This window comes from Nocardia sp. NRRL WC-3656, assembly GCF_000720265.1.
Taxonomy (GTDB): Bacteria; Actinomycetota; Actinomycetes; order Mycobacteriales; family Mycobacteriaceae; genus Nocardia; species Nocardia nova.
On sequence record NZ_JOJF01000005.1, the window covers coordinates 110,798 to 133,679 of the forward strand.

At 68.5% G+C, this 22,882-nt stretch carries 21 protein-coding genes; 13 read left to right on the forward strand and 8 right to left on the reverse strand.

Going from position 1 to position 22,882, the window contains the following annotated elements:
• Positions 1-11: 11 nt before the first annotated feature.
• Both IG65_RS0109215 and IG65_RS0109220 read right to left on the reverse strand, forming a co-directional pair.
• The gene (locus IG65_RS0109215) at positions 12-824 is read right to left on the reverse strand and encodes an SAM-dependent methyltransferase (protein ID WP_197039809.1); all 813 of its coding nucleotides are present in this window, start codon (positions 822-824) and stop codon (positions 12-14) included.
• 151 nt (positions 825-975) lie between these two features.
• A complete protein-coding gene (locus tag IG65_RS0109220) occupies positions 976-2,118 on the reverse strand; it encodes a hypothetical protein (protein ID WP_156055543.1) in 1,143 nt (380 codons plus the stop codon).
• 502 nt (positions 2,119-2,620) lie between these two features.
• Between IG65_RS0109220 and IG65_RS0109225 the strand changes: the two genes are divergently transcribed.
• From IG65_RS0109225 to IG65_RS0109235, 3 genes are all read left to right on the forward strand, one after another.
• The gene (locus tag IG65_RS0109225) at positions 2,621-2,956 is read left to right on the forward strand and encodes a metalloregulator ArsR/SmtB family transcription factor (RefSeq protein ID WP_030514434.1); all 336 of its coding nucleotides are present in this window, start codon (positions 2,621-2,623) and stop codon (positions 2,954-2,956) included.
• A gap of 14 nt (positions 2,957-2,970) precedes the next feature.
• Complete coding sequence (locus IG65_RS0109230; RefSeq protein WP_231509112.1) at positions 2,971-3,756, forward strand: DUF2071 domain-containing protein; 786 nt, start codon at positions 2,971-2,973, stop codon at positions 3,754-3,756.
• 90 nt (positions 3,757-3,846) lie between these two features.
• Entirely contained in the window at positions 3,847-4,425 is a 579-nt protein-coding gene (locus IG65_RS0109235) for a DinB family protein (protein WP_030514436.1), read from the forward strand.
• A gap of 71 nt (positions 4,426-4,496) precedes the next feature.
• Here the strand turns inward: IG65_RS0109235 and IG65_RS0109240 are convergent, their stop codons facing one another.
• A complete protein-coding gene (locus IG65_RS0109240) occupies positions 4,497-4,970 on the reverse strand; it encodes a flavodoxin family protein (RefSeq protein WP_030514437.1) in 474 nt (157 codons plus the stop codon).
• A gap of 75 nt (positions 4,971-5,045) precedes the next feature.
• Between IG65_RS0109240 and IG65_RS0109245 the strand changes: the two genes are divergently transcribed.
• Together IG65_RS0109245 and IG65_RS0109250 are read left to right on the forward strand one after the other, a co-directional pair.
• Complete coding sequence (locus IG65_RS0109245; RefSeq protein WP_030514438.1) at positions 5,046-5,807, forward strand: enoyl-CoA hydratase; 762 nt, start codon at positions 5,046-5,048, stop codon at positions 5,805-5,807.
• A gap of 85 nt (positions 5,808-5,892) precedes the next feature.
• The gene (locus IG65_RS0109250; RefSeq protein WP_030514439.1) at positions 5,893-6,675 is read left to right on the forward strand and encodes a PaaI family thioesterase; all 783 of its coding nucleotides are present in this window, start codon (positions 5,893-5,895) and stop codon (positions 6,673-6,675) included.
• Between the two features lie 13 nt (positions 6,676-6,688).
• Here the strand turns inward: IG65_RS0109250 and rox are convergent, their stop codons facing one another.
• Positions 6,689-8,107, reverse strand: a complete 1,419-nt coding sequence (gene rox, locus IG65_RS0109255) for a rifampin monooxygenase (protein WP_030514440.1) — start codon at positions 8,105-8,107, stop codon at positions 6,689-6,691.
• Positions 8,108-8,281: 174 nt separating this feature from the next.
• On the reverse strand, positions 8,282-8,782 hold the full coding sequence (locus IG65_RS0109260; protein ID WP_197039810.1) for a GNAT family N-acetyltransferase: 501 nt from the start codon (positions 8,780-8,782) through the stop codon (positions 8,282-8,284).
• A gap of 65 nt (positions 8,783-8,847) precedes the next feature.
• Here IG65_RS0109260 and IG65_RS0109265 point away from each other — a divergent pair, with 65 nt between their 5' ends.
• The 5 genes from IG65_RS0109265 (at position 8,848) to IG65_RS0109285 (ending at position 13,712) form a co-directional block, all read left to right on the forward strand.
• Positions 8,848-10,062, forward strand: coding sequence for a site-specific integrase (locus IG65_RS0109265; RefSeq protein WP_030514442.1), 1,215 nt, complete (start codon positions 8,848-8,850; stop codon positions 10,060-10,062).
• 328 nt (positions 10,063-10,390) lie between these two features.
• Positions 10,391-11,839 carry an amidase gene (locus IG65_RS0109270; RefSeq protein ID WP_030514443.1) on the forward strand — a complete coding sequence of 483 codons (1,449 nt, stop codon included), beginning with the start codon at positions 10,391-10,393 and terminating at the stop codon, positions 11,837-11,839.
• 316 nt (positions 11,840-12,155) lie between these two features.
• Positions 12,156-12,413, forward strand: coding sequence for a hypothetical protein (locus IG65_RS0109275; protein WP_156055544.1), 258 nt, complete (start codon positions 12,156-12,158; stop codon positions 12,411-12,413).
• Positions 12,410-13,081 carry a metallophosphoesterase family protein gene (locus tag IG65_RS0109280; protein ID WP_063833559.1) on the forward strand — a complete coding sequence of 224 codons (672 nt, stop codon included), beginning with the start codon at positions 12,410-12,412 and terminating at the stop codon, positions 13,079-13,081. Before IG65_RS0109275 ends, IG65_RS0109280 begins: the two co-directional genes overlap by 4 nt.
• Complete coding sequence (locus tag IG65_RS0109285; RefSeq protein ID WP_030514446.1) at positions 13,068-13,712, forward strand: LysE family translocator; 645 nt, start codon at positions 13,068-13,070, stop codon at positions 13,710-13,712. Before IG65_RS0109280 ends, IG65_RS0109285 begins: the two co-directional genes overlap by 14 nt.
• A 61-nt stretch (positions 13,713-13,773) precedes the next feature.
• Here the strand turns inward: IG65_RS0109285 and IG65_RS0109290 are convergent, their stop codons facing one another.
• Positions 13,774-16,080, reverse strand: coding sequence for a molybdopterin-dependent oxidoreductase (locus tag IG65_RS0109290; RefSeq protein WP_030514447.1), 2,307 nt, complete (start codon positions 16,078-16,080; stop codon positions 13,774-13,776).
• 164 nt (positions 16,081-16,244) lie between these two features.
• Here IG65_RS0109290 and IG65_RS0109295 point away from each other — a divergent pair, with 164 nt between their 5' ends.
• Positions 16,245-17,579 (forward strand): family 1 glycosylhydrolase, encoded by a 1,335-nt coding sequence (locus IG65_RS0109295; RefSeq protein ID WP_030514448.1) that lies wholly within the window; start codon positions 16,245-16,247, stop codon positions 17,577-17,579.
• Positions 17,580-17,685: 106 nt separating this feature from the next.
• A complete protein-coding gene (locus IG65_RS0109300; RefSeq protein ID WP_030514449.1) occupies positions 17,686-19,380 on the forward strand; it encodes a hydrogenase maturation protein in 1,695 nt (564 codons plus the stop codon).
• 65 nt (positions 19,381-19,445) lie between these two features.
• Here IG65_RS0109300 and IG65_RS0109305 read toward each other — a convergent pair whose 3' ends face one another.
• Together IG65_RS0109305 and IG65_RS0109310 are read right to left on the reverse strand one after the other, a co-directional pair.
• Positions 19,446-20,945: an NAD(P)/FAD-dependent oxidoreductase gene (locus IG65_RS0109305; RefSeq protein WP_030514450.1), complete on the reverse strand. Its 1,500-nt coding sequence runs from the start codon at positions 20,943-20,945 to the stop codon at positions 19,446-19,448.
• 108 nt (positions 20,946-21,053) lie between these two features.
• A complete protein-coding gene (locus IG65_RS0109310; RefSeq protein WP_030514451.1) occupies positions 21,054-21,326 on the reverse strand; it encodes a hypothetical protein in 273 nt (90 codons plus the stop codon).
• Between the two features lie 268 nt (positions 21,327-21,594).
• Here IG65_RS0109310 and IG65_RS0109315 point away from each other — a divergent pair, with 268 nt between their 5' ends.
• Positions 21,595-22,857, forward strand: a complete 1,263-nt coding sequence (locus IG65_RS0109315; protein ID WP_030514452.1) for a KasA/KasB family beta-ketoacyl-ACP synthase — start codon at positions 21,595-21,597, stop codon at positions 22,855-22,857.
• Positions 22,858-22,882: the final 25 nt, after the last annotated feature.

The following is a 22,882-nucleotide window of genomic DNA, read 5'->3' on the forward strand; positions in this document are numbered from 1 at the left end:
TCCGGTGCGGCTCAGGCGGATTTGCGGGCCAGTCCGGCGACGATCAGTTGCTCCCACACGCTGAGTTCGCGGCCACTGCCGGAATCCTCGGCGGCCGAGCGCGGCCACCAGCGCGCGCACGGCTGCAGGCCCGGATCGATCAGTTCCAGGTCGCCGAACAGCGCCTCGATCTCGTCGTCGTTGCGCCAGCGACCGCGCCCGAAGGCGTCGAGCACCTTCCGCTCGGTGGTGTTGGTCTCGCGGTTGTGCCCGGAGCGGAAATGGGAGATGTAGACCTGACTGCCGGCCGGAACACGGGCGGCCCAGTCACCGACCACACCGGCGGGATTCTCGTTGTCCTCCACGAAAGCCAGCACGACCCCGAACAGCAGGCCCACCGGTTCGTCGAAGTTGATCAGCCGCTGGACGTCGGCATGGTCGGCGATGTCGGACACCTGGCACAGGTCGCGACCCAGCACCGCGATCCGATCGTCGACCGACAGCAGCGCGCGGCCGTGGGCGACGACGAACGGATCGTTGTCGACGTAGACGATCGGCGCGTCGGGATGCTGGCGGCGCACCACGTCGTGCACGTTCTCGGTGGTGGGCAGTCCGCATCCCAGATCGATGTATTGGCGAATTCCGTTGGCGCACATGCTGCGTACGGCGCGCAGCGTGGCCGCGCGAGCGGTGATCGCGACCTGTTCGGAACCGGGCAGGAAGTCGATGAAGTAGTCGGCGAGGTTCTGGTCGACTCCGTAGTTGTCCCGCCCGCCGAGGATGTAGTCGTATACCCGTGCCACGCTCGGCCTTGCTTGCCGCGCTCGCATGGCGTCGTCGTTCACTTGTCACCTCTCGATTCCCACGACGCCCGTCGCAGCCGTGGCTGATTAGTTGTCGAGCATAGCGGTCGACCCCCGCCGAAGCCGACGATCGACTCGGTCTCGGCGTGGTTTCCAAGCCTGTCGCCGGTTGATTGCGTGATTGATCACCACGTCAACGGGGATCGGCCATTTCTGGTGCGCCAGTGCCTGATTCGCTTTCCCGCGCGGTACGCGTGCCGGTCCGCCGCGACAGTTCGGCGTCGAGTTGCGCCTCGGCCCGTTCGGCCCGGGCCAGGGTCTGGCGGCGTGCGTCCTCGACCGCCGCGAGCCGGGCCGCGGTCTGCTGCGCGACGTGTTCGGCGGCCGCGGCGGCTTCGGCGCGCACGGCGGCGATATCGTCGGCGGCGCGCTGTTGTGCCGCGTTCGCCTCCGTCCGCATCCGGTCGATCTCGCCGCGGGCGCGGGCCAGTTCCGCCTTGATCTCCTCCAGGGTCCGGTTTCGTTCCGCGACGGCCGATTCGGCGCGTTCGATGGCGCGTTCGGCGTCGGCGGCGCGCTGGACGGCCAGGTCGCGTTCGGCGCCGGCGGCGGTGATGCGCTGGGCACTGTCGCGACGCACCTGTTCGAGTTCCGCGGTGAACGTGGTGCGCGCCAATTCGATTTGCTCGGCGGCCTCCCGCCGCGCCTCGTCGACGTCGTGCGCGCACTGCGCCCGAACCGCGCGGATCTCGGCGTCGGCCTCGGTGCGTGCGGCGAATACGTCGTCGGCCGCCTGTTTGCTGACGCGCTGCACTTCCCGCAGTGCGTCGTCGCGTGCGGTGAGTGCCTCCGCGATACGCGCTTCGGCCGTCTCGGCGGCCGCGGCGGCATCTTCGGCCGCCGATTCCGCTGCGTCGCGGGCTTCTTCGGCCTCGCGCCGCGCCTTCTCCGCCGCGACGGTGGCGACCTCGGCCTCCGCGATGCGCCGCGCGGCATCGGCCTGCACGGCCTGGACCTGCGCCTCGGCCACCGAGGGGTCGGCCAGGGTCGACAATTCGGCCACGGCGACCGACAGCGTATTGCTCAGCTGGTCGGCCAGAGTCCGGAACTGAGTGAGCATCTCGTCGGCCCGCAACCGGGCGGCAGTCACCGGACCCGGTTGCGTCACAGTGACGTTCGCCTCCGTCCCCTCACCCTCCTGCTGACGACGCTGACGCTCCCGCCATGCCCGCCATCGCGTGTGTTCGGGATGGTCGCAATATTCCGACGGCCGTCCCGGAGTCCCGCCGCGGGTGATGGTGCGCGTACAGCCGGGGAAGTTACAGATGCTCGACACCAGGGAATCGTAGCGTTTGTTTCGTCACTACCAACGGAACGACACGAAACGAAAGCTAGGAAACGCCAGCGGATTCCGTTCCTGCCTAGCCTCCGATAAGTGAACCTTATCGGAGGTCAGCCCTGCGCTTCGCTCTCAAATCTCCTCTGGCTATTACCTTTCCGTTTGGTCGCACCCAACTAAACGTAACTACAACGCAACCCACCAAAAACTGTGCCCGGTGGTACGGACGTACCAATCGGACCCGAGGTTGCACTCGGCGCCTGAAACACGCGGAGTCCCGGTAGAACTCGCGCGAAGAACAACGACAATGGCTTGACCGGCTTCGGGATGCCCCCCGTCATATGGAGCGATCGCCGGTGCGGTCGAACCCTTCCGCGTCGGATACGTGCGCTGCGCCACTGACGAACAAACAGTTCACCGAACACCTTGACCACGATGTGATCTGACGGCTGGAATCCTGTCGTTGTTCGCTATTTAGCTATAGTGCTAAAATCCAAATATGACCGAGATCGGGCCTGAAGAGGAAGCCGGAGTGTTTCGCGCACTGGCCGACCCCACGCGCCGACAGATCCTCGAGGATTTGCGCTCCGGCGAGTTGACCGCAGGGGAAATCGCCGCCAAGTTTCCGATCAGTGGTCCGTCGATCTCCCGGCATCTGGGCGTACTCAAGGCAGCCGGGCTCGTCCGAGAGCGACGAGCCGCCAATCGAATCTTCTACTCGCTTGTCGAGGAACGACTGGCTTTGTGTGTCGGCAGGTTCCTGAGCGCGATCTGCCCGGAGCAGGTCATCGTCAGACAGCGCAGACCCCGAACCACCAAGAACAGGGGAAACTGATGAGACCTCCGCGGATGTCCAGCGTCGTCGAGCGACGCCTTCTTGTGAACTACCGCGTCGCCCCTGAGGCTGCCGCGAGCTTGGTGCCGCCGCCGATGCGACCTCAATTGGTCGGCGGCTGGGCGGTTGCCGGCATCTGCCTGATCCGCCTCGGACAGTTCCGACCCAGTCGGCTACCCGGCTGGGTCGGGCTGCGCAGCGAGAACGCGGCACATCGCATCGCGGTTGAGTGGGATGGTCCGCAGGGACGCTCGACCGGTGTGTACATCTCGCGTCGCGACAGTGGCTCGGTGATCAATGTCCTTGCCGGTGGCCGACTGTTTCCGGGTGAGCACAGTCTGGCGCGGTTCGACGTGCGGGAGACGACGCAGGACCTGCATGTGGCCTTCGCCAGTCATGACGGGTCCCTCTCCGTGAGCGTGGATGTCCGGACCGCCGAGCGGTTCCACGGAAGCGAACTGTTCGCCGATCTCGCGCAGGCATCGGACTTCTTCCGGCATGGCTCGGCCGGATTCTCGGCCACGCGTGGCGGTCAATGCCTCGATGGGCTCGAGCTCCAGACGAACTCGTGGCACGTCGAGCCGGTCGAGGTCTGCGCGGTTCGGTCCACGGTCTTCGACGACCGGGACCGGTTCCCGCCCGGCACCGCAGTGCTCGACTGCGCCTTGCTCATGCGCCAGGTGCCGGTGTCCTGGCGCCCCCTTCCGCCCTGCGGGTCGATGCCGGCTCCGTGCCGGCGGGGTATAGCGCACATCCGGAATAACTGCTCTGCGGCGGCCGCGAGGTCGGCCACGCCATGAATCTCTTCCGCCCGCGACAAGCGGACACAATCCGACCTAGTTCGCTGCGATCGTTGGCATCGGAATCGACAACGACCCGAAAGGACAACGATGACCACCGAGAACACCCCGGCGTCCGCACTCGACGGCGAACGTGCCGATCTGCTCGCCCAGCTCGCCGCCGCACGCAGCGCCCTGCGCGGCACCGTCGACGGGCTGACCGACGAGCAGGCCGGCGCGCATCCCACCGTCAGCGCCCTGTCGCTGGGCGGGCTGGTCAAACATGTTGCGGCGATGGAGGACAACTGGCTGCGGTTCGTCGTGGAGGGCCCCTCGGCCATGACCTACGAGCTGCCCGAGGGGGTCACCTGGGCGGACTTCGCCGCCGGCACCGCGCGGGAGTATCCGCAGTGGGCCATCGACCACCGCAACACCTTCGTGATGCTGCCCGGTGAAACCCTCGCCGGCATCCTGACCCGCTACGAGCAGATCGCCGCGCGCACGGAGGAGATCATCGCCGCCGTCCCCGATCTCGCGGCCACGCATCCGCTCCCCGACGCGCCGTGGCACGAGACGGGTGCGGTACGCAGCGTGCGCCGGGTGCTGATGCATCTGATCCAGGAGACCGCGCAGCACGCCGGGCACGCCGACATCATCCGCGAGTCACTGGACGGCCGGACCGCGGGCTGACGCCCGGCCCATCACCGGGCCCACGCGGCGGGTGCATACCGGCCGCGTGGGCCCGGGCGAAGGTGGCGCTTTCAGCGCCCGGCGGTGACGCGGTCGCGCAGCCCTTCGGCGAAGGTGCGTGCCGCGTGGAGGTCGGCGGCGTCGGGATGTCCCTTGCTGATTCCGCCGACGATTCGCATCGGCAGCCAGGTATCGAGGCCGCGGCAGGTGAAGGTGTCGAGCACGGTGAAGCCGCGCTGGGTGAGAAGCGTTGCGAGCGAACGGGTATAGCGGCGCAGGGGCGTTTCCGGCATACCGCTGGTGGCGTAGACGAACGCCTTGGTACCGGACTGTGCCGGCAGCGCGCGGATCAGCTCGCGCAAGCGGGGATGGAAGTTCATGGTGAAGATGCCGGACCCGAATCCCACGAGGTCGCAGGAGGCGAGTTCGGCGGTGTCGAGTTCCTCGGGCCCGACGACCCGGGCGCCGAGCACTTCGCCCATGGCCTCGGCGATCTGCCGGGTATTGCCGTGCGATACCGAGACACATACGATGACGGCCTTCATGCGGGCTCCCTTGCTCGTCCGGTTCGACTCGGATTCCCGGATCGTATCGACCGCGCCCTCCCTTACGATGACGCCATGGCGGAGATCACGGTGGAGCGGCGCGATGCGGTCGCGGTGGTGACGGTATCGGACCCGCAGCGCCGAAATGCGTTGACACTCGGGCTGTCCGAGCAGCTGGCGGCGGCGATCGCGGAGGCGGAAGCCGATGCCGGGGTGCACGCGGTGGTGATCACCGGGGCTCCGCCGGCATTCTGCGCGGGCGCCGATCTCAGTGCACTCGGCGAGGCGGCGGAGGAAGGCTTGCGGGCCATCTACGCGGGATTCCTCGCCGTGGCCGAATGCTCGCTGCCCACGGTCGCGGCGGTCGGTGGGGCCGCGGTCGGCGCGGGGCTGAATCTGGCGCTAGCCGCCGATGTGCGCCTCGCCGGACCGCGCGCTCGGTTCGATGCGCGATTCCTGCGGCTGGGTATCCATCCCGGCGGCGGCATGACTTGGATGTTGCAGCGCGCCGTCGGGTCGCAGCAGGCCGCGGCCATGACGCTGCTGGGCGAGATCCTCGATGCCGACGCGGCACACAGTGCGGGCCTGGTGCATCGTGTCGTACTCGGCGACCACGACGACTTGCTCTCCGCCGCAGTCGAATTGGCGGCGGGTGCGGCCGAGGCGCCGCGCGATCTACTGATCACCACCAAACGCACCATGCGCCACACACGCACCCTGGACGCGCATGCGGAGGCCGTCGACGCGGAGATCGTGCCGCAGGTGGCATCGCTGGATTCCGAGGAATTCGCCGCCCGGCTCGCCGCGATGAAGGCGCGCATCAGCGCCCCGCGATAGCCGACGAGAATGTGATTCTCCTTGAAGTAGAATCAAATCGCTCGTGTGTGGCCCGGCCGGGACGCACCGGACCGGAGGAGATGCCGTGAGTGTCGAAAGCAGACTGTCCCCGCGCCGCCACGTGCTGCTCGAACTCGGCTTCGCCACCCGGCGCGCCGGTGACGAGGTGCACGGTTCCGCGACCATCGCGCCGGAGCTGCACGCGCCGGGAACCGCGCATCTGCGCACCTCCATCCTCGCCACCTGGGCCGATACCGTTGCCGGGTTGCTGGCATCGCTGGTGATGCATCCGCGGGTCCCGGTGACCCTGGAACTCGACGTCAACCTCTACCGGCCCGCGCCTGCGGCCGGGCAGCTCGAGGCGATCGGCCGCACCGTGAAGGTGGGCCGGTCGGTCTTCGTGGCCGAGATCGACTTCGCCGTCGACGGCGAACCGCTGGCCTTGGCCGGTGCCTCCTTCATGGTCGCCCCCGACCCGGACCTGCAACTTCCCCGCGCGCTCAGCATCGACATGCCGGCCGGCCGCGATCGGCTCACCACTCCCCTGGCCGAACGCCTGCGCTGCGAACGGGTGCGCCCCGGCGTGGCCGTTCTCCCGCGCACCGACGAGGTGCTCAACGCCGCCGGCAGCGTCAACGGCGGCCTCATCGCCGTCGCGGCCGAGGAAGCCGTGCTGTCCCTGGCTCCCGGTGACAGCCTCAGCTTTCTCGGCCTGCGTTATCTGCAACCGGCCAAGGTGGGCCCGGTGACGGCCACCGCGACGCTGCGGGGCGGTGTCGGACGGGTCGATCTGCGCGACACCGGCGCCGACGACCGCCTGGCCACCATCGCCACCGCCCGCACCTTCGGTGTCGTGGCGCGACCGTAGATCCGGCGGCCGATCAGGCCGCGCCGAACCAGGTCGGGAGATGGGCGAGCAGATCGTCCTGGTCGTCGCCGACCCACGCCACATGCCCGTCCGGCCGTAAAAGAACTGCGGGAACATCCAATTCGTCGCTGACATCGACGACGTGATCCACCCGGTCGGCCCACCCCGCCACCGACAGCCGGCCGGTCTGATCCAGCAGCAGTCCGCGGCCCGCGTGCATCAACTCGTAGAGGCGCCCGTCCTTCAACCGCACGTCCCGCAGGCGCCGGCCGAGCAGTTCGTGCCCGTCACCGAAGTCGTAGCGGATCGCGGTGCCGGTGATCTTCTCGGTCAGCCGCCGATTGACCTCCTCGATATCGATGAGCTCCGTGAGCAGCCGCCGCACCGCACGGGGACCCGGCTCGAGCGATATCAGCTCCATCTGCGCGCGCGTGTTGTCCAGCACGTCGGCGGCGACCGGGTGCCGCTCGGACTCGTAGCTGTCCAGCAGCCCGGCGGGCGCCCAGCCGGCGACTTCGGCGGCCAGCTTCCACCCCAGATTGAACGCGTCCTGGATGCCGAGGTTGAGACCCTGGCCGCCGACCGGCGGATGGACGTGCGCGGCATCCCCGGCCAGCAGCACCCGCCCGGCCCGATACCGCGCGGCCAGCCGGGTCGCGTCTCCGAAACGCGAGAGCCAGCGCGGTGAATGCACGCCGAAGTCGGTGCCGGCGGTGGCCACCAACTGCCGCTTCACCTCCTCCATCGTCGGTGGCACCGTACGGTCCTCGGACAATCCCTCGGCCGGCACCACGAAGCGGAACGTCCCGTTGCCCGACGGCCCGACCCCGAAACGCCGCTGAGTCTTGCGGACCTCACTCACCACCGCGGTCACGGTCTCCAGCGGCGCGTCCAGTTCGACCTCCCCCAGCAGCGTCTCCACCCGCGTCGGCTCACCGGGGAAATCGATCCCCGCGAGTTTGCGCACGGCGCTGCGTCCGCCGTCGCAGCCGACGAGATACCGTGCGCGCAGCCGGCTGCCGTCGGCCAGGTCGACGGTCACACCCTCCGCGTCCTGGGTGGCGCCGACCACTTCGCAGCCGCGCCGGATGTCGACGCCCATCTCGGCCGCATGGTCGGCGAGCAGCCGATCGGTGACGGTTTGCGGAATGCCGAGCACATATGCGTGCGCCGAGTCCAGCTCCGGCTGCGGTGCCGTGATACCTGCGAAGAACCCGCCGACCGGATACTTCGTGCCCAGCTCGAGGAAACGCTCCAGCAGCCCCCGCTGATCCATCACCTCGATACTGCGCGCGTGCAGGCCCAGCGCGCGGACAACCTTCGTCGGCTCGGTCTCCTTCTCCAGCACGACCGGGTTCAGGCCGTGCAACCGCAACTCGCACGCCAGCATCAGACCGGTAGGTCCGGCACCGGCAACGATTACGTCAATCATGAAACCCCATTCGACACGGTGGTGGCCGAGCCCGCGGAACAGCCGATTTCCGCAGGTCATGGCGTTGGCTCGACGATTCTGCAGCACACCCCCGGCCTTGCCGCAAGACCCCCTGTGCGATATATATTGATAGTGGAAGGGAGTTCGGGGAACTCCGCGCAATCCGATTCCGGGCTACTTCTGTTCCCGCGCTTCCGCATCGTCCGCAACTCCCACCGCGCACGTCATGAAGACACTCGTCCCGTTGTCGAGGTAGTCGCCGAACGCGCCGCACCGCACGAACCCGCACCGTTCGTACAGCGTGCGCGCAGGCCGAAACGCCTCGCCCGCACCGGTTTCCAGACTCACGCGCACCCAGCCGCGGGCGCGTGCCAGCTCGAGTAGATGCGTGACGATCGCGGTGCCGACGCCGTGCCCGCGCGCCGCGTCGACGGTGTGCATCGATTTCAGTTCCCCGTGCCCGGCACCGAGATCACGCACCGCGCCCATACCCAGCAGCAGACCGTCGCGCCGAGCGGTGACCAGCGTGAGTAATGGATCGGCCCATCCGCCCTGGTCGAGCGCGAAGACGCCCTCGGCAGGGGTATGGGCCCGCGCGAAGGCGAGATGGCGGGCGGCCAGAGCTCGCACGTCGGCTCGGGCAGGATCGTCGGCGGCGACTGTCACGGACGGCACGGTCGATCATTCTTCCCGGCGCGGGCGGGCGCGGCGAACGTCGTTGCCCGGTAGCCTGTCTCGCGATGAGCGTCTCACCGGATCCCGTGGTCGTCGATATCGCCGTGCCGGAGGCGGTTCGCACCGAATTACGGCGGGGTGTGCGCAGTGTGCTCGTCGACACGGTCGCCCTGCGGATGGTGCGGGAGCGCTTCGACACCGAGCAAGCCGGGGCACTGGGCCGTTATCTGGAGGCTTCACAGTCGCCGAACACGGTGCGCGCCTACCGATCCGACTGGATCGGGTGGTCGGCGTGGTGTGCGGCCGAGGCGCGCTGCGCACTTCCCGCGGACGCCCTGGACGTCGCGGTATATCTGGCCGCGGCCGCCGATGCGCGGAAACCGTCCGGCGAGTGGGCATTCGGGCCGGCCACGCTGGAACGCAAGAGCGCAGCCATCGCCGCGGTCCATGCCGCCAACGGGCTGCCCTCCCCGACCCGATCGGATGTGGTGCGGCTGACCCTGCGTGGCATTCGCCGGACCCGTCGCAGCGTGCCCAACCGTAAGCGTCCCGTGCTGCTGCACACGCTGGAACAACTGCTGGACGGATTGCCGGCCCCGGGCTGGCCCACCGAGCCGGCCCGCCGCCGAGACCGGCTGATGCTGCTCGTCGGCTTCGCCGGGGCGCTGCGCCGGAGCGAACTCGCCGGACTACGCGTCGGCGATGTGGCCGTCACCCTCGATCACCGCACCGGCGAGCCCGTGCTGGTGGTGCGGCTGCCGGCGACCAAAACCGATCCGACCGGCGCGGGCGCCCAATCGGTGGCCCTGCCGCGTGGGGCACGACCCTCGACGTGTCCGGTGTGCGCCTTCGCGGAGTGGATCGACCTGCGCGACATCCACTCCGAGGGCGGCGCCGACGATCTGCGGTCCTGGACAGAGCGCACTACCGCCGCCACCGACATCCACCGCTGCCACGGCTTCACCGGCGCCACCCGGGTCGATCCGCAGGCCCCGCTGTTCCCGCCGGTGTCGCGGCACGGCGGCATCGGCGCGCAGCCGATTTCCGGGCGGGCGGTGGCGGAACTGGTGAAACGCTATGCCGCACGGGCGGGACTCGATCCGGCCCTGTTCTCCGGACATTCGCTGCGCGCCGGATTCGCCACCCAGGCCGCATTGGGCGGCGCGAGCGACCGCGAAATCATGCGCCAGGGACGCTGGTCCAATCCGCGCACCGTGCACGGCTACATCCGCACCGCGAACCCGTTGGAGGACAACGCGGTAACGAAACTCGGGTTGTGAGGCCGGCAAACTGCACTGCTTTTCCGGCTCTCCACGAGGTCGACCTGCCTCGTCCGCCGGAATTTGGGTCGGCACCGATCTCGCCTAGCGACCGGTCGAACGGTCTGCAGCAGAAGTGGAATACGGCAGCCATTGTGACATCTATCCCGTTGTCTGAAACGGCATTTCATGGCTTGCGCCGGTAAGGTCGGGGCGCTGTCGGCGTCATGACCTGGGGATATGACAGAACGAATGCGTTGATTTGCCCTGCAAGTGGCCTCGTTCGAATTTCCGCTTTGCGCGAAGAAGTATTTTATGCCCCCTGCCGCGGGCCAATACCTTCCGATTCATGGAGTGGAACTTTCAGTCGGCAGAAGAAATTGCGGCTGCCTTGCGTGCCGGCGTCGTGACATCGGTCGAGCTGACCGACGCGGCGATCGCCCGTATCGAACGCGACGACAAGGCGATCAACGCGATCTGTGTGCCGGACTTCGACAATGCGCGGGCCGCCGCGCGCGCTGCCGACCGGGCGCGCGCCCGCGGCGAGGACCGCCCCCTGCTCGGTATTCCGGTGACGGTCAAGGAGTCCTACGATATGGCCGGGCTGCCCACGACCTGGGGCATACCGCAGCACGCCAATTATGTACCGACCGAGGACGCGGTACAGGTATCGCGGTTGAAGGCCGCCGGCGCGGTGATCCTCGGCAAAACGAATGTGCCGCTGATGCTGCGAGATATCCAGAGCTTCAACGAGATATACGGCACCACCAACAATCCGTGGGATCACGGCCGCACGTCGGGTGGGTCGTCCGGCGGTTCGGCGGCGGCCCTGGCATGCGGATTCGGCGCGCTGTCCATCGGCTCCGACCTTGCCGGTTCGTTGCGCACCCCCGCGCATTTCTGCGGCATCTACGCGCACAAGCCGACACTCGGGCTGGCACCGACCCGCGGGATGGTCGCGCCGCCCGCGCCGGCACTGCCGGTGGACCTCGACCTCGCCGTTGTCGGTCCGATGGCGCGCACCGCCCGCGACCTCACACTTCTGCTCGACGTGATGGCCGGACCGGACCCGCTGACCCACGGCGTCGCCTACGACGTCGTATTGCCGCCCGCGCGCCACGAACGGCTGGCCGACTTCCGTGTGCTGGTCGTCGAGGACCATCCGCTCATTCCGACCGGGGCGGCGGTGCGGGCGGGCGTGAACCGGGTCGCCGAGGCGCTCGTGGACGGGGGTGCCCGCGTGGAACGGCACAGCCCGCTGCTGCCCGACCCGACCGAAGCGGCGACACTGTATATGCAGCTGATGCTGTCGAACGCCGCCGCAGGTCTTCCTCTCGACGTGTACCGGCAGCTGCAGACCCGAGCCGCCGCCCTCAGCGAGGACGATCGGGGTCTCGACGCGGCGCGATTGCGCGGCATGGTGCTCAGTCACCGCGACTGGGTAGCGGCGAACAACGGTCGCGAACTCCACCGCCATGGTTGGCGGCGATTGTTCTCCGAATTCGATGCGGTGGTGTGCCCCATTACGCCCACTCCCGCCTACCCGCACGACCACAACGGAGATCTGGAGGACCGGCACATCGACATCGACGGCGTCGAGTACCCGTACTTCGACCAGCTGGTGTGGGCCGGCATGGCCACCATGCCCGGCCTGCCCGCCACCGCCATACCGGCGGGCCGCTCCCCCGAGGGCCTGCCGGTGGGAGTGCAGCTCATCGGCCCGATGTTCGAGGACCGCACCCCGCTGCGGCTGGCCGAACTGCTCGAGCAGAAGATCGGCGGCTTCCGGGCACCGTAGTGCGGGCGCTGAGTCGGACCAGTGCGTCGGCGCCGGCGCCCCGGCCGGCGCTGCGCACTCGTAGTTCCCGAGGCCACTCCGGTTACGACACCGGGGTGGCCTCTTCCATCGAGTGGGGCCGGAATCCGCACGATTTCGATACCGCTACGCCACCGGTCGCGACTGTGCCGTGCACAGGTGTTAGTGGCTGCGCGGGCGGAAATTGATGTGCGCGTGGCCGTTCGCCCGCACTATCGTTGCCTCTCCGGTGATGGTGCCGGTGCGCTTCGGGGCGCGGCCGCAGCGGGCGAGAGAGCGTACGGACGGGGGTGGGCAGGTGGAGAATCTGCTGTTGGAGGGCGTCGTCGGGTCGCACGGCTTCCTGCCGATCCGGGTGCCGGATCCGGAGCGCTACCTCGAGTTCGGGCAGCGGGCCGCGGCCGAGGGGGCGACTCCGGTGCGGGCGGTGCTCGCCGAGTACGAGGCGGCATTCGCCGAGGCGACCTCGGCCCTGCGGGAGGAGCCCGACGAAGCGCCGATCGAGTCGCTGCTGCAACGGATCCGGCGTGCCTATCTGAACGAGGAGACATCATGAGCGAGGTGTGGTGCCTCGCCGACCCGCACGTGGGGCATCGGCTGGTGTCGGGCCTCCGCGGGTTCGACACACCCGAGGGGCACGATGCCGAGCTCGCCGAGCGGTGGGACGGCAGGGTCGGCGTCGAGGATGAGGTCTGGGTGCTCGGCGACATCTCGGTCGGTGGCACGAGGGCACAGATGAACGCACTCGAGTGGATGTCGCGGCGGCCGGGGGTGAAGCATCTGGTGGCCGGCAACCACGACGGCTGCCATCCGATGCGCAGCCGGGCGCATCACTGGCAGCGGATCTATCTGGAGGTGTTCGCCTCGGTGCAGCAGTCCGCGGTGCGCAAGATCGACGGTCACCGGGTGCTGTTGTCGCACTTTCCCTTTCACGGCGCCGCGGACGGGGACCATACCGCCGAGAACCGGTTCGAGGAGTGGCGGCTGCCCGCGACCGGTGACAATGCCGGTCGCTGGCTGCTACACGGCCACACGCACAGTTCGGTGCGGATCCGCGGCCGCATGATTCACGTCGGTCTCGACGCCCATGAGCTGGCGCCGGTGCCGTTGGAGTGGGTGCGCCGAGTCATCGCGGGAACGGAGAACGGGAGCGGAGAAGGAGTCGGAAATCCGGTGGCCGGGCCGGTTGGCCGATCGTTAGGGTCGTCCTGTGGTGGCGCGTGATCATCTGCTCGAATTCGCCGGATTGGCCGCACTGCTCGTCGTCATTCCCGGGCCGAGCGTCCTGTTCGCGATCACCCGTGCGATCACGGTCGGGCGGCGGGAAGCACTGTTCACCGTGGCCGGCAACGCGGTCGGTGTGTACCTGCAGGTCGCCGCGGTCGCGTTCGGGCTCGGGACGGTGGTCGCGGCGTCGGCCACCGTGTTCACCGCCGTCAAAGTCCTGGGCGCGACCTACCTGATCTATCTGGGGCTCCAGGCGATTCGCCATCGAGCCCGGCCGGCCGACACCTTCACCGCTGAGGTGACCGCACTCCGGCGTGGCCCGCTCACCATGCTGCGCGACGGGCTGATCGTCGGATTCGCCAACCCGAAGTCTCTGGTCTTCCTCGCCGCGCTGCTGCCGCAATTCGTCACCCCGGAAAACGGCTGGGTTCCGGTGCAGATGCTGATACTCGGCATGTGTATCCCGATGTTCGGGTTGATCTTCGACTCCGCGTGGGCACTGACCGCCGGGACAGCGCGCGCCTGGTTCGCACGCTCGCCCCGACGACTGGCCGCCGTCGGAGGTGCCGGTGGACTCATGATGATCGGACTCGGTACCAGCTTGGCGCTGACCGGCCGAAAAGACTGAGGCAGGAGCCCGGCACATGGGCGTGCACCGCACTCGCCGGACGTCGTTGTCCGGCAGACGATTACGAGCGAACGTCCGATGAGTCCGAAACGATCCGCGGTGGGGTGAGTACCGTCAGCTCCGGGACCGCGCCGTGATAGGCCTCGATCTGCACGAGCGCCAGTTGTCCCGTACTGCCCTGGCTCAGCGTGGAAGAGGGGCGGTCGGCGGTGAGCACGTTCGGGTTGCCGTGCCGGCAGAACGACGGATCCGCGGGATCCGGGTCGTACCAGGCGCCGGTGGACAATTGCGCGATACCCGGCGCGACCGCGTCGTCGACGACGAGTCCGGCCAGGCAGGAGCCGCGGTCGTTGTACAGGCGCACGATATCGCCGTCGGCCAGTCCGCGGGAGTGGGCCTCCGATGGATGCAAGCGCACCGGTTCGCGGTCGCGGATCTTCACCGATCGGCTGTGGGCGCCGACGTCGAGCTGGCTGTGCAGTTTGGTGCGCGGCTGGTTGGCGACCAGTTGAAGCGGAAAGCGTTGTGCCGCAGCGCTGCCCAGCCATTCATCGGGTTCGAGCCATACCGGGTGGCCGGGGCAGTCGGGGTAGCCGTACCCGGCGATGGTTTCGGAGAAGATCTCGATGCGACCGGAGGGTGTCGGTAGCGGATGCGTGCCGGGGTCGGCGCGGAAATCCGCGAACACCACCTGCGGTGGGTCGGCGAGGGGCAGGTCGAGACCGGAACCGGCCCAGAACCGGTCGAAGTCCGGGAAGCCGCGTCCTCGTTCGCCGAGGTCGGACAACCATTGCTCGTACAGGTGCCGCAGCCATTCGCCTGTTGTGCGTCCCTCGGTGAATTCCTTGCCGGTGCCCAGTCTTTCGGACAATTCGGCGAGGATGTCGTAGTCGTCGCGGGCCTGTCCGTACGGGCGGGTGAGGGCCGGCATCGGGAACAGGACGCCGTCGTTGTCGCCGGTGCCGTAGTCGTCGCGTTCGATGGTCATGGTGGCCGGCAGCACGATATCGGCGTGGCGGGCGGTGGCGGTCCAGAACGAGTCGTGGACGACGATGGTGTCGGGCCGGTCGAACGCGCGGCGCAGGCGCGCCAGGTCCTGATGGTGATGGAAGGGGTTGCCACCGGCCCAATAGACCAGGCGGATATCGGGATAGCGCAGCTCACGTCCGTCGTATCGGAACGGGGTGCCGGGTGCGAGCAGCATATCGGCGATGCGCGCGACGGGGATGAATCGGTCGATCGGGTTGGCGCCCTGGGGAAGTCGCGGCAGCGGCAGGGTGCGGGTGGGTTCGCCGACGCTCGCCGAGGATCCGTAGCCGTGTCCGAAACCGCCGCCGGGCAATCCGATCTGGCCCAGCATCGCGGCCAGCACCACGCCCAGCCACGTCGGTTGCTCCCCGTACTGCGCCCGCTGCAGCGACCAGCTCACCGTGACGAGCGTGCGCGCCGCGGCCATCTCGTGTGCCAGCGCCCGGATGCGTTCGGCCGGCACCCCGGTGATCGCGGCCGCCCACGCGGGATCCTTCACCGCCCCGTCGGCCGTGCCGCGTAGATAGTGCGCGAACTGTTCGTAGCCGACGGTGTGGGAGTTCAGGAATGCGGTGTCTGCCAGGCCGTCGGCGTCGAGAACCTGGGCCAGCGCGAGCATCAGCGCGGCGTCGGTGCCCGGGCGCGGGGTGATCCACTCCGCCTCCGCGACCTCGGCGGTGTCGTCGCGCAGCGGGGCGACGGTGACGAACCGGCAGCCGCGCCGCCGGGCTCGCTCGATCCAGTCGCGGGTGTGGTGGCGGGAGACGCCGCCCGGATTGACCGCGGCGTTCTTCGGTGAGATACCACCGAACGCGACCACCAGTTCGGTGTGTTCAGCGATCACCGATTTGGCGGTGAAGCGTCCCAGCAGCGCGAACAGCGGTCCCAGCACATAGGGCAGCAATACCGTGGAGGTGCCCAGGCTGTAGCTGTTGACATGACGGACGTAGCCACCCAGGCAGTTCAGGAACCGGTGCAACTGGCTCTGGGCGTGGTGGAATCGTCCCGCGCTGGCCCAGCCGTAGGAACCGCCGTAGACGGCTTCGGGGCCGAATTCGCTGTAGACCCGGCGCAATTCGCCGCTGAGCAGATCCAGCGCTCGGTCCCAGCTCACCGGGGCATAGGAATCGCCGCCGCGGCCGGAGGCGCCCGGTCCGTGTTCGAGCCATGATTTCCGGACGTAGGGCCGGTCGATGCGGGTTGGGTGATGCTGCGCCGAAGCCACATTGCCGATCAGCGGGGTGGGCTCGGGGTCGCCGGGCCAGGGCCGTACGTCGGTCAGCCGTTCGCCGTCGCTGACGGCGTCGAACGCTCCCCAATGCGTCATGTGCGTGGCCATGGCCGCCACCCTAGCCGCGCGCACCGACAGTGTTCGACCGAATTTCGCAACATCTGGACACTTGCCCAATTGCGGGTGAGAATGACTGCGCGCAACCGGCCGTATGCGAGTGGTGACCGGGTTACCGTTGCCGGAGCGTGCCCCACCGGATACCGAGGAGTTCGATGCGCAACGTCAGTCGCCGCCAGGCTTTCGGTCTGCTCGCCGCGGGGACCGCCGCCGCCGTGGCCGGTCCCGCCGCCTTCGCCCGGGCCCGTCCCGCCGCGCCGGCCACCGTGCCGAATCTGGGTGGTGATTTCCTGTGGGGTGTGGCCAGCGCCGGATTCCAGTGCGAAGGCCATGCGCCCGACAGCAACTGGCTCCGGTACGTGGCCTCGCATCCCGACTTCGACCGCTACCACGATGCGGTCGATTTCTTCACCGGCTATCGCTCCGATATCGGACTGGCCGCCGGCCTCGGCGTCGGGGTCTACCGCATCAGCGTCGAATGGGCACGGGTGCAGCCGCGGCCCGGCGAATGGGACGCGGCCGGATTCGCCTTCTACGACAGCGTTCTCGACACGATGGCCGCGCACGGCATCCGCCCGATGCTGACCCTGGACCACTGGGTGTATCCCGGCTGGGCCGCCGACCGCGGCGGCTGGGCGCATCCGGCGATGCTCGACGACTGGCTGGCCAACGCGCGAACGGTGGTGCAGCGCTATGCCTCTCGCAATCCGCTGTGGGTTACGTTCAACGAGCCGGCAATGTACATCGTCAACGAAACCCGCAACGGCGGATTGTCGCCGGCGGACGTCCCTACGATGCAGCAGCGACTGATCCAGGCGCACAACACCATCTACGACGACATCCACCGGATGCAGCCGGGCGCCATGGTGACCAGCAACCTCGCCTACGTCGTCGGCACCGCGGAACCGGTGGTCAACGGCCCGATGATCGATGCCATCGCCGCGAAACTCGACTATGTCGGCATCGATTACTACTACGGACACACCCCGCAGGACCTGGCCCGGCTGTCGCCGGGCGACCTCGAGCAGCTGTGGAAGATGCCGCTGCAACCCGAGGGAATCTACTATGCGCTGGAATACTATTCGCGTCGATTCCCCGGTAAGCCGCTGTACGTGGTGGAGAACGGAATGCCCACCGAGAACGGCGCGCCCCGCCCCGACGGTTACGCCCGCGGCGACGATCTGCGTGACACCGTGTACTGGCTCCAGCGCGCCAAGGCCGACGGCATCGACGTGATGGGCTACAACTACTGGTCGATCACCGACAACTACGAGTGGGGCAGCTACACACCGCGCTTCGGCTTGTACACCGTCGACGTGCTGACCGACCCCGCTCTGACCCGCCGCCCCACCGACGCCGTGGACGCCTACCGCGCGATCACTCGGGCCGGGGGTGTTTCCGCGGACTACCGTCCCACGCGCGGGCCGGTGGCCTGTTCGCTGGTCGACATTCCGGGCAGCTGCGCCGATCCGGTGACCGTGCCGCGCTGATCGCACCCACCCGGTATGCGGGCGCGCGGCACTGGGGCTAGTTTCAGAGGGGCAAATGTTGCGGTCCGGTCACGGACCGACGAAAAACCCTGATGGAGGACAGCTCGTGCGCATCCTGTTGGTCGCCAGCGCATTCAACAGTCTCACCCAGCGAGTGCATGCCGAATTGCGGGAACGCGATCACGAGGTCGGCGTCGAGTTGGCGCTCGGCGACGATCTACTCCGTGCCCGGGTCGCCCGCTTCCGGCCGGATCTGATTCTGGCGCCGATGCTCACCACGGCGATTCCCGAGGATGTGTGGACCGAACATCCGGTGTTCATCGTGCATCCGGGACCGATGGGTGATCGGGGGCCGTCGTCGCTGGACTGGGCCATCACCGAGGGTGCGACCCGCTGGGGTGTGACGGTGCTGCAGGCGGTGGCGGAGATGGACGCCGGTCCGATCTGGGCGTCGGTGGGCTTCGATGTGGCGCCGTGCGGTAAGAGCGAGCTGTACCGCAACGAGGTGTCCGACGCGGCGGTCGAGGCGGTGCTGACCGCGGTGCGCCGCTTCGCATCCGGCGACTACGTGCCCGAACCGCTGGATTACGACCGCCCCGACGTCACCGGCCGGCTGCGGCCGTTCCTCACCCAGCAGGTGCGCCGCATCGATTGGGCCAGCGCCGATACCGCCACGGTGATCCGCACCCTGCGCGCGGCCGATTCCCAGCCGGGTGTGCTGGATGAACTGTTCGGCCGCGAATACTTCGTCCACGGTGGCCATTACGAGGACCGGCTGCGTGGCGAACCGGGCGCGGTGATCGCCACCCGCGACGGTGCGATCTGCCGGGCCACCGTCGACGGTGCGGTGTGGTTGCCGCAGCTGCGCCCGCGCCGCGTGCCGGGCGGACCGGTGACGTTCAAGATGCCGGCCACCGACGCGCTGGGCAGCGATCTCCCCGCCGGAGTTCCCGAGGTGCCGGTCTCCCCCGCCGAGGCGGCGGTGCGCGACACCTGGTCGGAGCTGCGCTACCACGAGGATGCCGGCGTGGGATATCTCGAATTCGCCTATTCCGGTGGGGCGATGGACACCCGGCAGTGTCGGCGGCTGCTGACCGCGTATCGCGAGGCCTGCGATCGACCGGTGGATGTGCTGGTGCTGGGGCCGCGGCGCGACTTCTTCTCCAACGGCATCCATCTCAACGTGATCGAGGCGGCCGCCGATCCGGCCGAGGAGTCGTGGCGCAATATCAACGCGATCGACGATGTGGTGGAGGCGATTCTCACCACCACCGACAAACTGGTGATCGCGGCGCTGTCGGGCAATGCCGCCGCCGGTGGGGTGATGCTGGCCCTGGCCGCCGACCACGTGTGGTGCCGGGAATCGGTGGTGCTCAATCCGCACTACCGGCTGATGGGCCTGCACGGTTCGGAGTATTGGACCTACACCTTGCCGCAACGGGTGGGCACGGAGATGGCGGAGCAGCTGACCAGCCGGACCCTGCCGGTCGGCGCGCGGGCCGCGGCGCGAGTGGGCTTGGTGGACAGGGTGTTCGAAGGCTCCACCGAGCAGTTCCGGGCCCAGGTTCGGCGCGAGGCCGAAAACCTCGCGGCCGCACCGGAACTGCAGAATCTACTGCTGGCGAAGAAGCAGCGCCGCGCGGCCGACGAGGCGGTGCGGCCCCTGGCGCGGTACCGGGCCGAGGAGCTGGCGCATATGCATCGCAACTTCTTCGGCGACGGCGAGTCCTATCACCGGTTGCGGCGCGAATTCGTCGCCAACACCAAACCGCTGGCGACGCCCGCGCATCTGCTGGGCTGAGGTCCCGGGCCGTCCGGTCGTGGCCGTGCGCTGCCGCGACCGGACGGTGTTCCGCGCGAAGATGTTCAGGCGGAACGGGATTCGACGACCGGGCGAGCGGCCGCCGAACGGGTGCCGAAGCGCAGGATGCCGTCTTCGATGTCGGCTTTGCGCAGCAGCGCGCGGTCGCGGTAGTAGTTGTTGATCACCTTCCACGGGCCGCGGCGGCCCTGGCGCGGCATGACCGCGTCGCCGCGGGCGATGTAGCCGGAGGTCAGCGCGCCGCCCATCATCGATTCCGGCGCCCGGTCGGCTTCCTCGGCTTCGGCGACGAACGTCGAATACCCCTCGGCCTTCATGTGATTGAGCAGGCGGCAGAAGTATTCGGCGGCGAGATCGGCCTTCAACGTCCAGGAGGCGTTGGTGTAGCCGATGATCATCATGGCGTTGGGCAGCCCGCTCATCAGCGCACCCTTGTAGGCGACCAGATCGCGGGTGGCGATCGGGGTGCCGTCCACATCGATCGCCGCGCCGCCGAGCATCTGGATATTGAGGCCGGTCGCGCTGATCACGATGTCGGCCGGCAGTTCCTCGCCGGATTCCAGGCGGATGCCGGTTTCGGTGAAGGTCGCGATGCGGTCGGTGACGATGGAGGCCCGTCCGTTGCGCAGCACCTTGAACAGATCCCCGTTGGGGACGATGCACAGCCGCTGATCCCACGGGTTGTAGCTGGGGCTGAAGTGGCGCATGTCCACGTTCGGCCCGACGGCGACCCGCACGGCCTGCAGGAGCAGTTTCCGCGACAGGGCGGGGTTGCTGCGGGAGAGGGCGAAGCTGGCGCGCTGCAGGGCGATATTGCGGGCGCGGCCGGTCTTGTAGGCCAGCGCGGCGGGCAGTTTGGCCTTCTTCATGCCGACCGCGACGGGGTCCTCGGCCGGCAGCGGCGCGATGTAGGTGGGCGAACGCTGCAGCATGGTCACGTGCGCGGCGTCCTCGCTCATGGCGGGAACCAGCGTGATCGCGGTGGCGCCGGAGCCGATGACGACGACCCGCTTGCCGCGGTAGTCCAGGTCCTCGGGCCAGTGCTGGGGGTGCACGATCTGCCCGCCGAAGTTCTCCTCACCGGGGAACTGCGGGCGGAAGCCCTGGTCGTAGTCGTAGTAGCCGGTGCAGCCGACCAGGAAGTTGCTGGTGTAGGTCTCGGTGTCGCCGGTCTGTTCGTCGAGAGCCTCGGTGGTCCACAGCTGTTCGGTGCTGGACCAGCTCGACTTCACGACCTTGCGGCCGAAGCGGATGTGGCGGGTTACGCCGTATTCCTCGGCGGTGTCGGCGATGTACTGGCGGATGTGCGGTCCGTCGGCGAGCACCTTGGTGCCGATCCAGGGGCGGAAGCCGTAGCCGAAAGTGAGCATGTCGGAGTCCGAGCGGATTCCCGGGTAGCGGAACAGGTCCCAGGTGCCGCCGATCGCGCTGCGCCGTTCGAGGATCGCGTAGCTGCGTCCGGTGTTCTCCCGGCTGAGATGGCAGGCCATCCCGATCCCGGACAGGCCCGCACCGATGATCAACACGTCGACATGCCGCGTCATTGAGGTATCCGTTTCGTCCGAATGTCAGCCCGGACCTCGCCGTCCGGATACCCGAAGGTTACGTGTGATTTCTGGTTACGTCTAGTCGCGGCAGGGGCGGAGGCGCGGTCAGTGCATCGCCGCGCCGAGGATCTCGCCCGCTCCCGCGGTGGTCAGCCCGATCGCGACGACGCCGACGGCCACCCGCGACACCGTGGCTCGCGCGACCCCGCGCCGACTCGCCAGGTGGACCCAGCAACCGACCGCGATCGCCGTTGCCAGCAAATGCAACCAGATGAGATTTCGAAGCAGTACCGTCGTCACCCCCGCGCCCGGTGGCGCCTGCGGCCCCACGTTGTCCAACTGAGCCGTGAAAATGTCGTGAACAGCGTTGACAGTCATCGCGGGCACGCCCTTCCCCTCGCCCGTCCGGTCGGGCGCACCGCTGCGGACGCACCCATCCGTGACCCTCAACGGTACCCCTGCGGCAAATTTCTGGCATCCCCGTTTCGGGTCCCTCGCGAGCGGTCGGAGGCTACGCTGACCGAGGCGCACCACCGCCCCCGCGGCGGGGTCGGCCGGCTGATGACGGCGAGGTCGTCGCGGTCGCCGGTGCCGCCGAGTTTCGTGTCCGGGGAAATGAGGGACCGACAGTGAGGAATCGACGACCGTGCGTACGCTCGATACCAATTTCAACACCCGCAACGGCGGCTTCCGCGAGGTAGTCGTCACCGCGATGGAAATCACCACCTCCATCGGTGCCGATACCGAAAGTACTTGGCAGGCGCTACTTTCCGGCGCCAGCGGGATCAAGGTCCTCACCGACGAGGACATCATCCGCCAGGATCTGCCCAATGCGATCGGCGGCAAACTGATCCACGACCCCACCACCGATCTGGACCGGGTGCGCAAGCGCCGCATGTGCTACGTCCAGCAGATGTCGTACACGATGGGTCAGCGGCTGTGGGAGACCGCGGGAACACCCGAGGTCGACAAGGACCGCCTCGGCGTCTGCATCGGCACCGGCCTGGGCGGTGCCGACGTCATCGTCGACGCCCACGACACCATGCGCGAACACGGCTACCGCAAGGTGTCCCCATTCGCGGTGCCGATGAGCATGCCCAACGGCGTCTCGGGCGTGGTCGGCCTGGACATCGGGGCGCGCGCAAGCCTGGTGACGCCGGTGTCGGCGTGTGCCTCGGGCAACGAGGCGCTGGTGCACGCGTGGCGCTCGATCGTGCTGGGCGATGCCGACATGGTCGTCGCGGGCGGGGTGGAGGGCTACATCAACCCGATGGCGATCGCCGGATTCACCATGGCCCGCGCGCTCAGCTCCCGCGTCGACGAACCCGAACGAGCGTCGCGGCCCTTCGATCGCGACCGGGACGGTTTCGTCTTCGGTGAGGCCGCCGCGCTGCTGCTGCTCGAATCGGAGGAGCATGCGCTGGCGCGCGGGGCGACACCGCTGGCCCGGCTGCTCGGCGCCGGATTGACCGCGGACGGGTACCACATGGTCGCCCCCGATCCGGAGGGCCTCGGCTGTGCCCGGGCGATGCGCCGGGCCATCGAGACCGCGGGGGTGAGCGCCGCCGATGTCGATCACGTCAACGCCCACGCCACCGGCACCTCGATCGGCGATCTGGCCGAGGCCAAGGGCATCGCCGCCGCCATCGGCACCCATCCGGCGGTCTACGCGCCGAAGTCGGCGCTCGGGCATTCGGTGGGGGCGGTGGGCGCGCTCGAGGCCGCGATCTCGGTGCTGACACTGCGTGATCAGGTCATCCCGCCCACGCTCAACCTCGACAATCAGGACCCCGAGGTCGACCTCGACATCGTCCATGACAAACCGCGGCACACCGACGTCGAGTTCGCGATGAACAACTCCTTCGGATTCGGCGGCCACAACGCGGCGGTACTGTTCGGCCGCTACTGACCGCGCAGATCCGGGAGCGACTGCC

Coding starts and splice junctions, on each gene's coding strand:
- IG65_RS0109225 (WP_030514434.1), top strand. CDS start 2,621: ATGACCGAGATCGGGCCTGAAGAGGAAGCCGGAGTGTTTCGCGCACTG.
- IG65_RS0109230 (WP_231509112.1), top strand. CDS start 2,971: ATGTCCAGCGTCGTCGAGCGACGCCTTCTTGTGAACTACCGCGTCGCC.
- IG65_RS0109235 (WP_030514436.1), top strand. CDS start 3,847: ATGACCACCGAGAACACCCCGGCGTCCGCACTCGACGGCGAACGTGCC.
- IG65_RS0109240 (WP_030514437.1), bottom strand. CDS start 4,970: ATGAAGGCCGTCATCGTATGTGTCTCGGTATCGCACGGCAATACCCGG.
- IG65_RS0109245 (WP_030514438.1), top strand. CDS start 5,046: ATGGCGGAGATCACGGTGGAGCGGCGCGATGCGGTCGCGGTGGTGACG.
- rox (WP_030514440.1), bottom strand. CDS start 8,107: ATGATTGACGTAATCGTTGCCGGTGCCGGACCTACCGGTCTGATGCTG.
- IG65_RS0109265 (WP_030514442.1), top strand. CDS start 8,848: ATGAGCGTCTCACCGGATCCCGTGGTCGTCGATATCGCCGTGCCGGAG.
- IG65_RS0109270 (WP_030514443.1), top strand. CDS start 10,391: ATGGAGTGGAACTTTCAGTCGGCAGAAGAAATTGCGGCTGCCTTGCGT.
- IG65_RS0109280 (WP_063833559.1), top strand. CDS start 12,410: ATGAGCGAGGTGTGGTGCCTCGCCGACCCGCACGTGGGGCATCGGCTG.
- IG65_RS0109290 (WP_030514447.1), bottom strand. CDS start 16,080: ATGGCCACGCACATGACGCATTGGGGAGCGTTCGACGCCGTCAGCGAC.
- IG65_RS0109295 (WP_030514448.1), top strand. CDS start 16,245: ATGCGCAACGTCAGTCGCCGCCAGGCTTTCGGTCTGCTCGCCGCGGGG.
- IG65_RS0109305 (WP_030514450.1), bottom strand. CDS start 20,945: ATGACGCGGCATGTCGACGTGTTGATCATCGGTGCGGGCCTGTCCGGG.
- IG65_RS0109310 (WP_030514451.1), bottom strand. CDS start 21,326: ATGACTGTCAACGCTGTTCACGACATTTTCACGGCTCAGTTGGACAAC.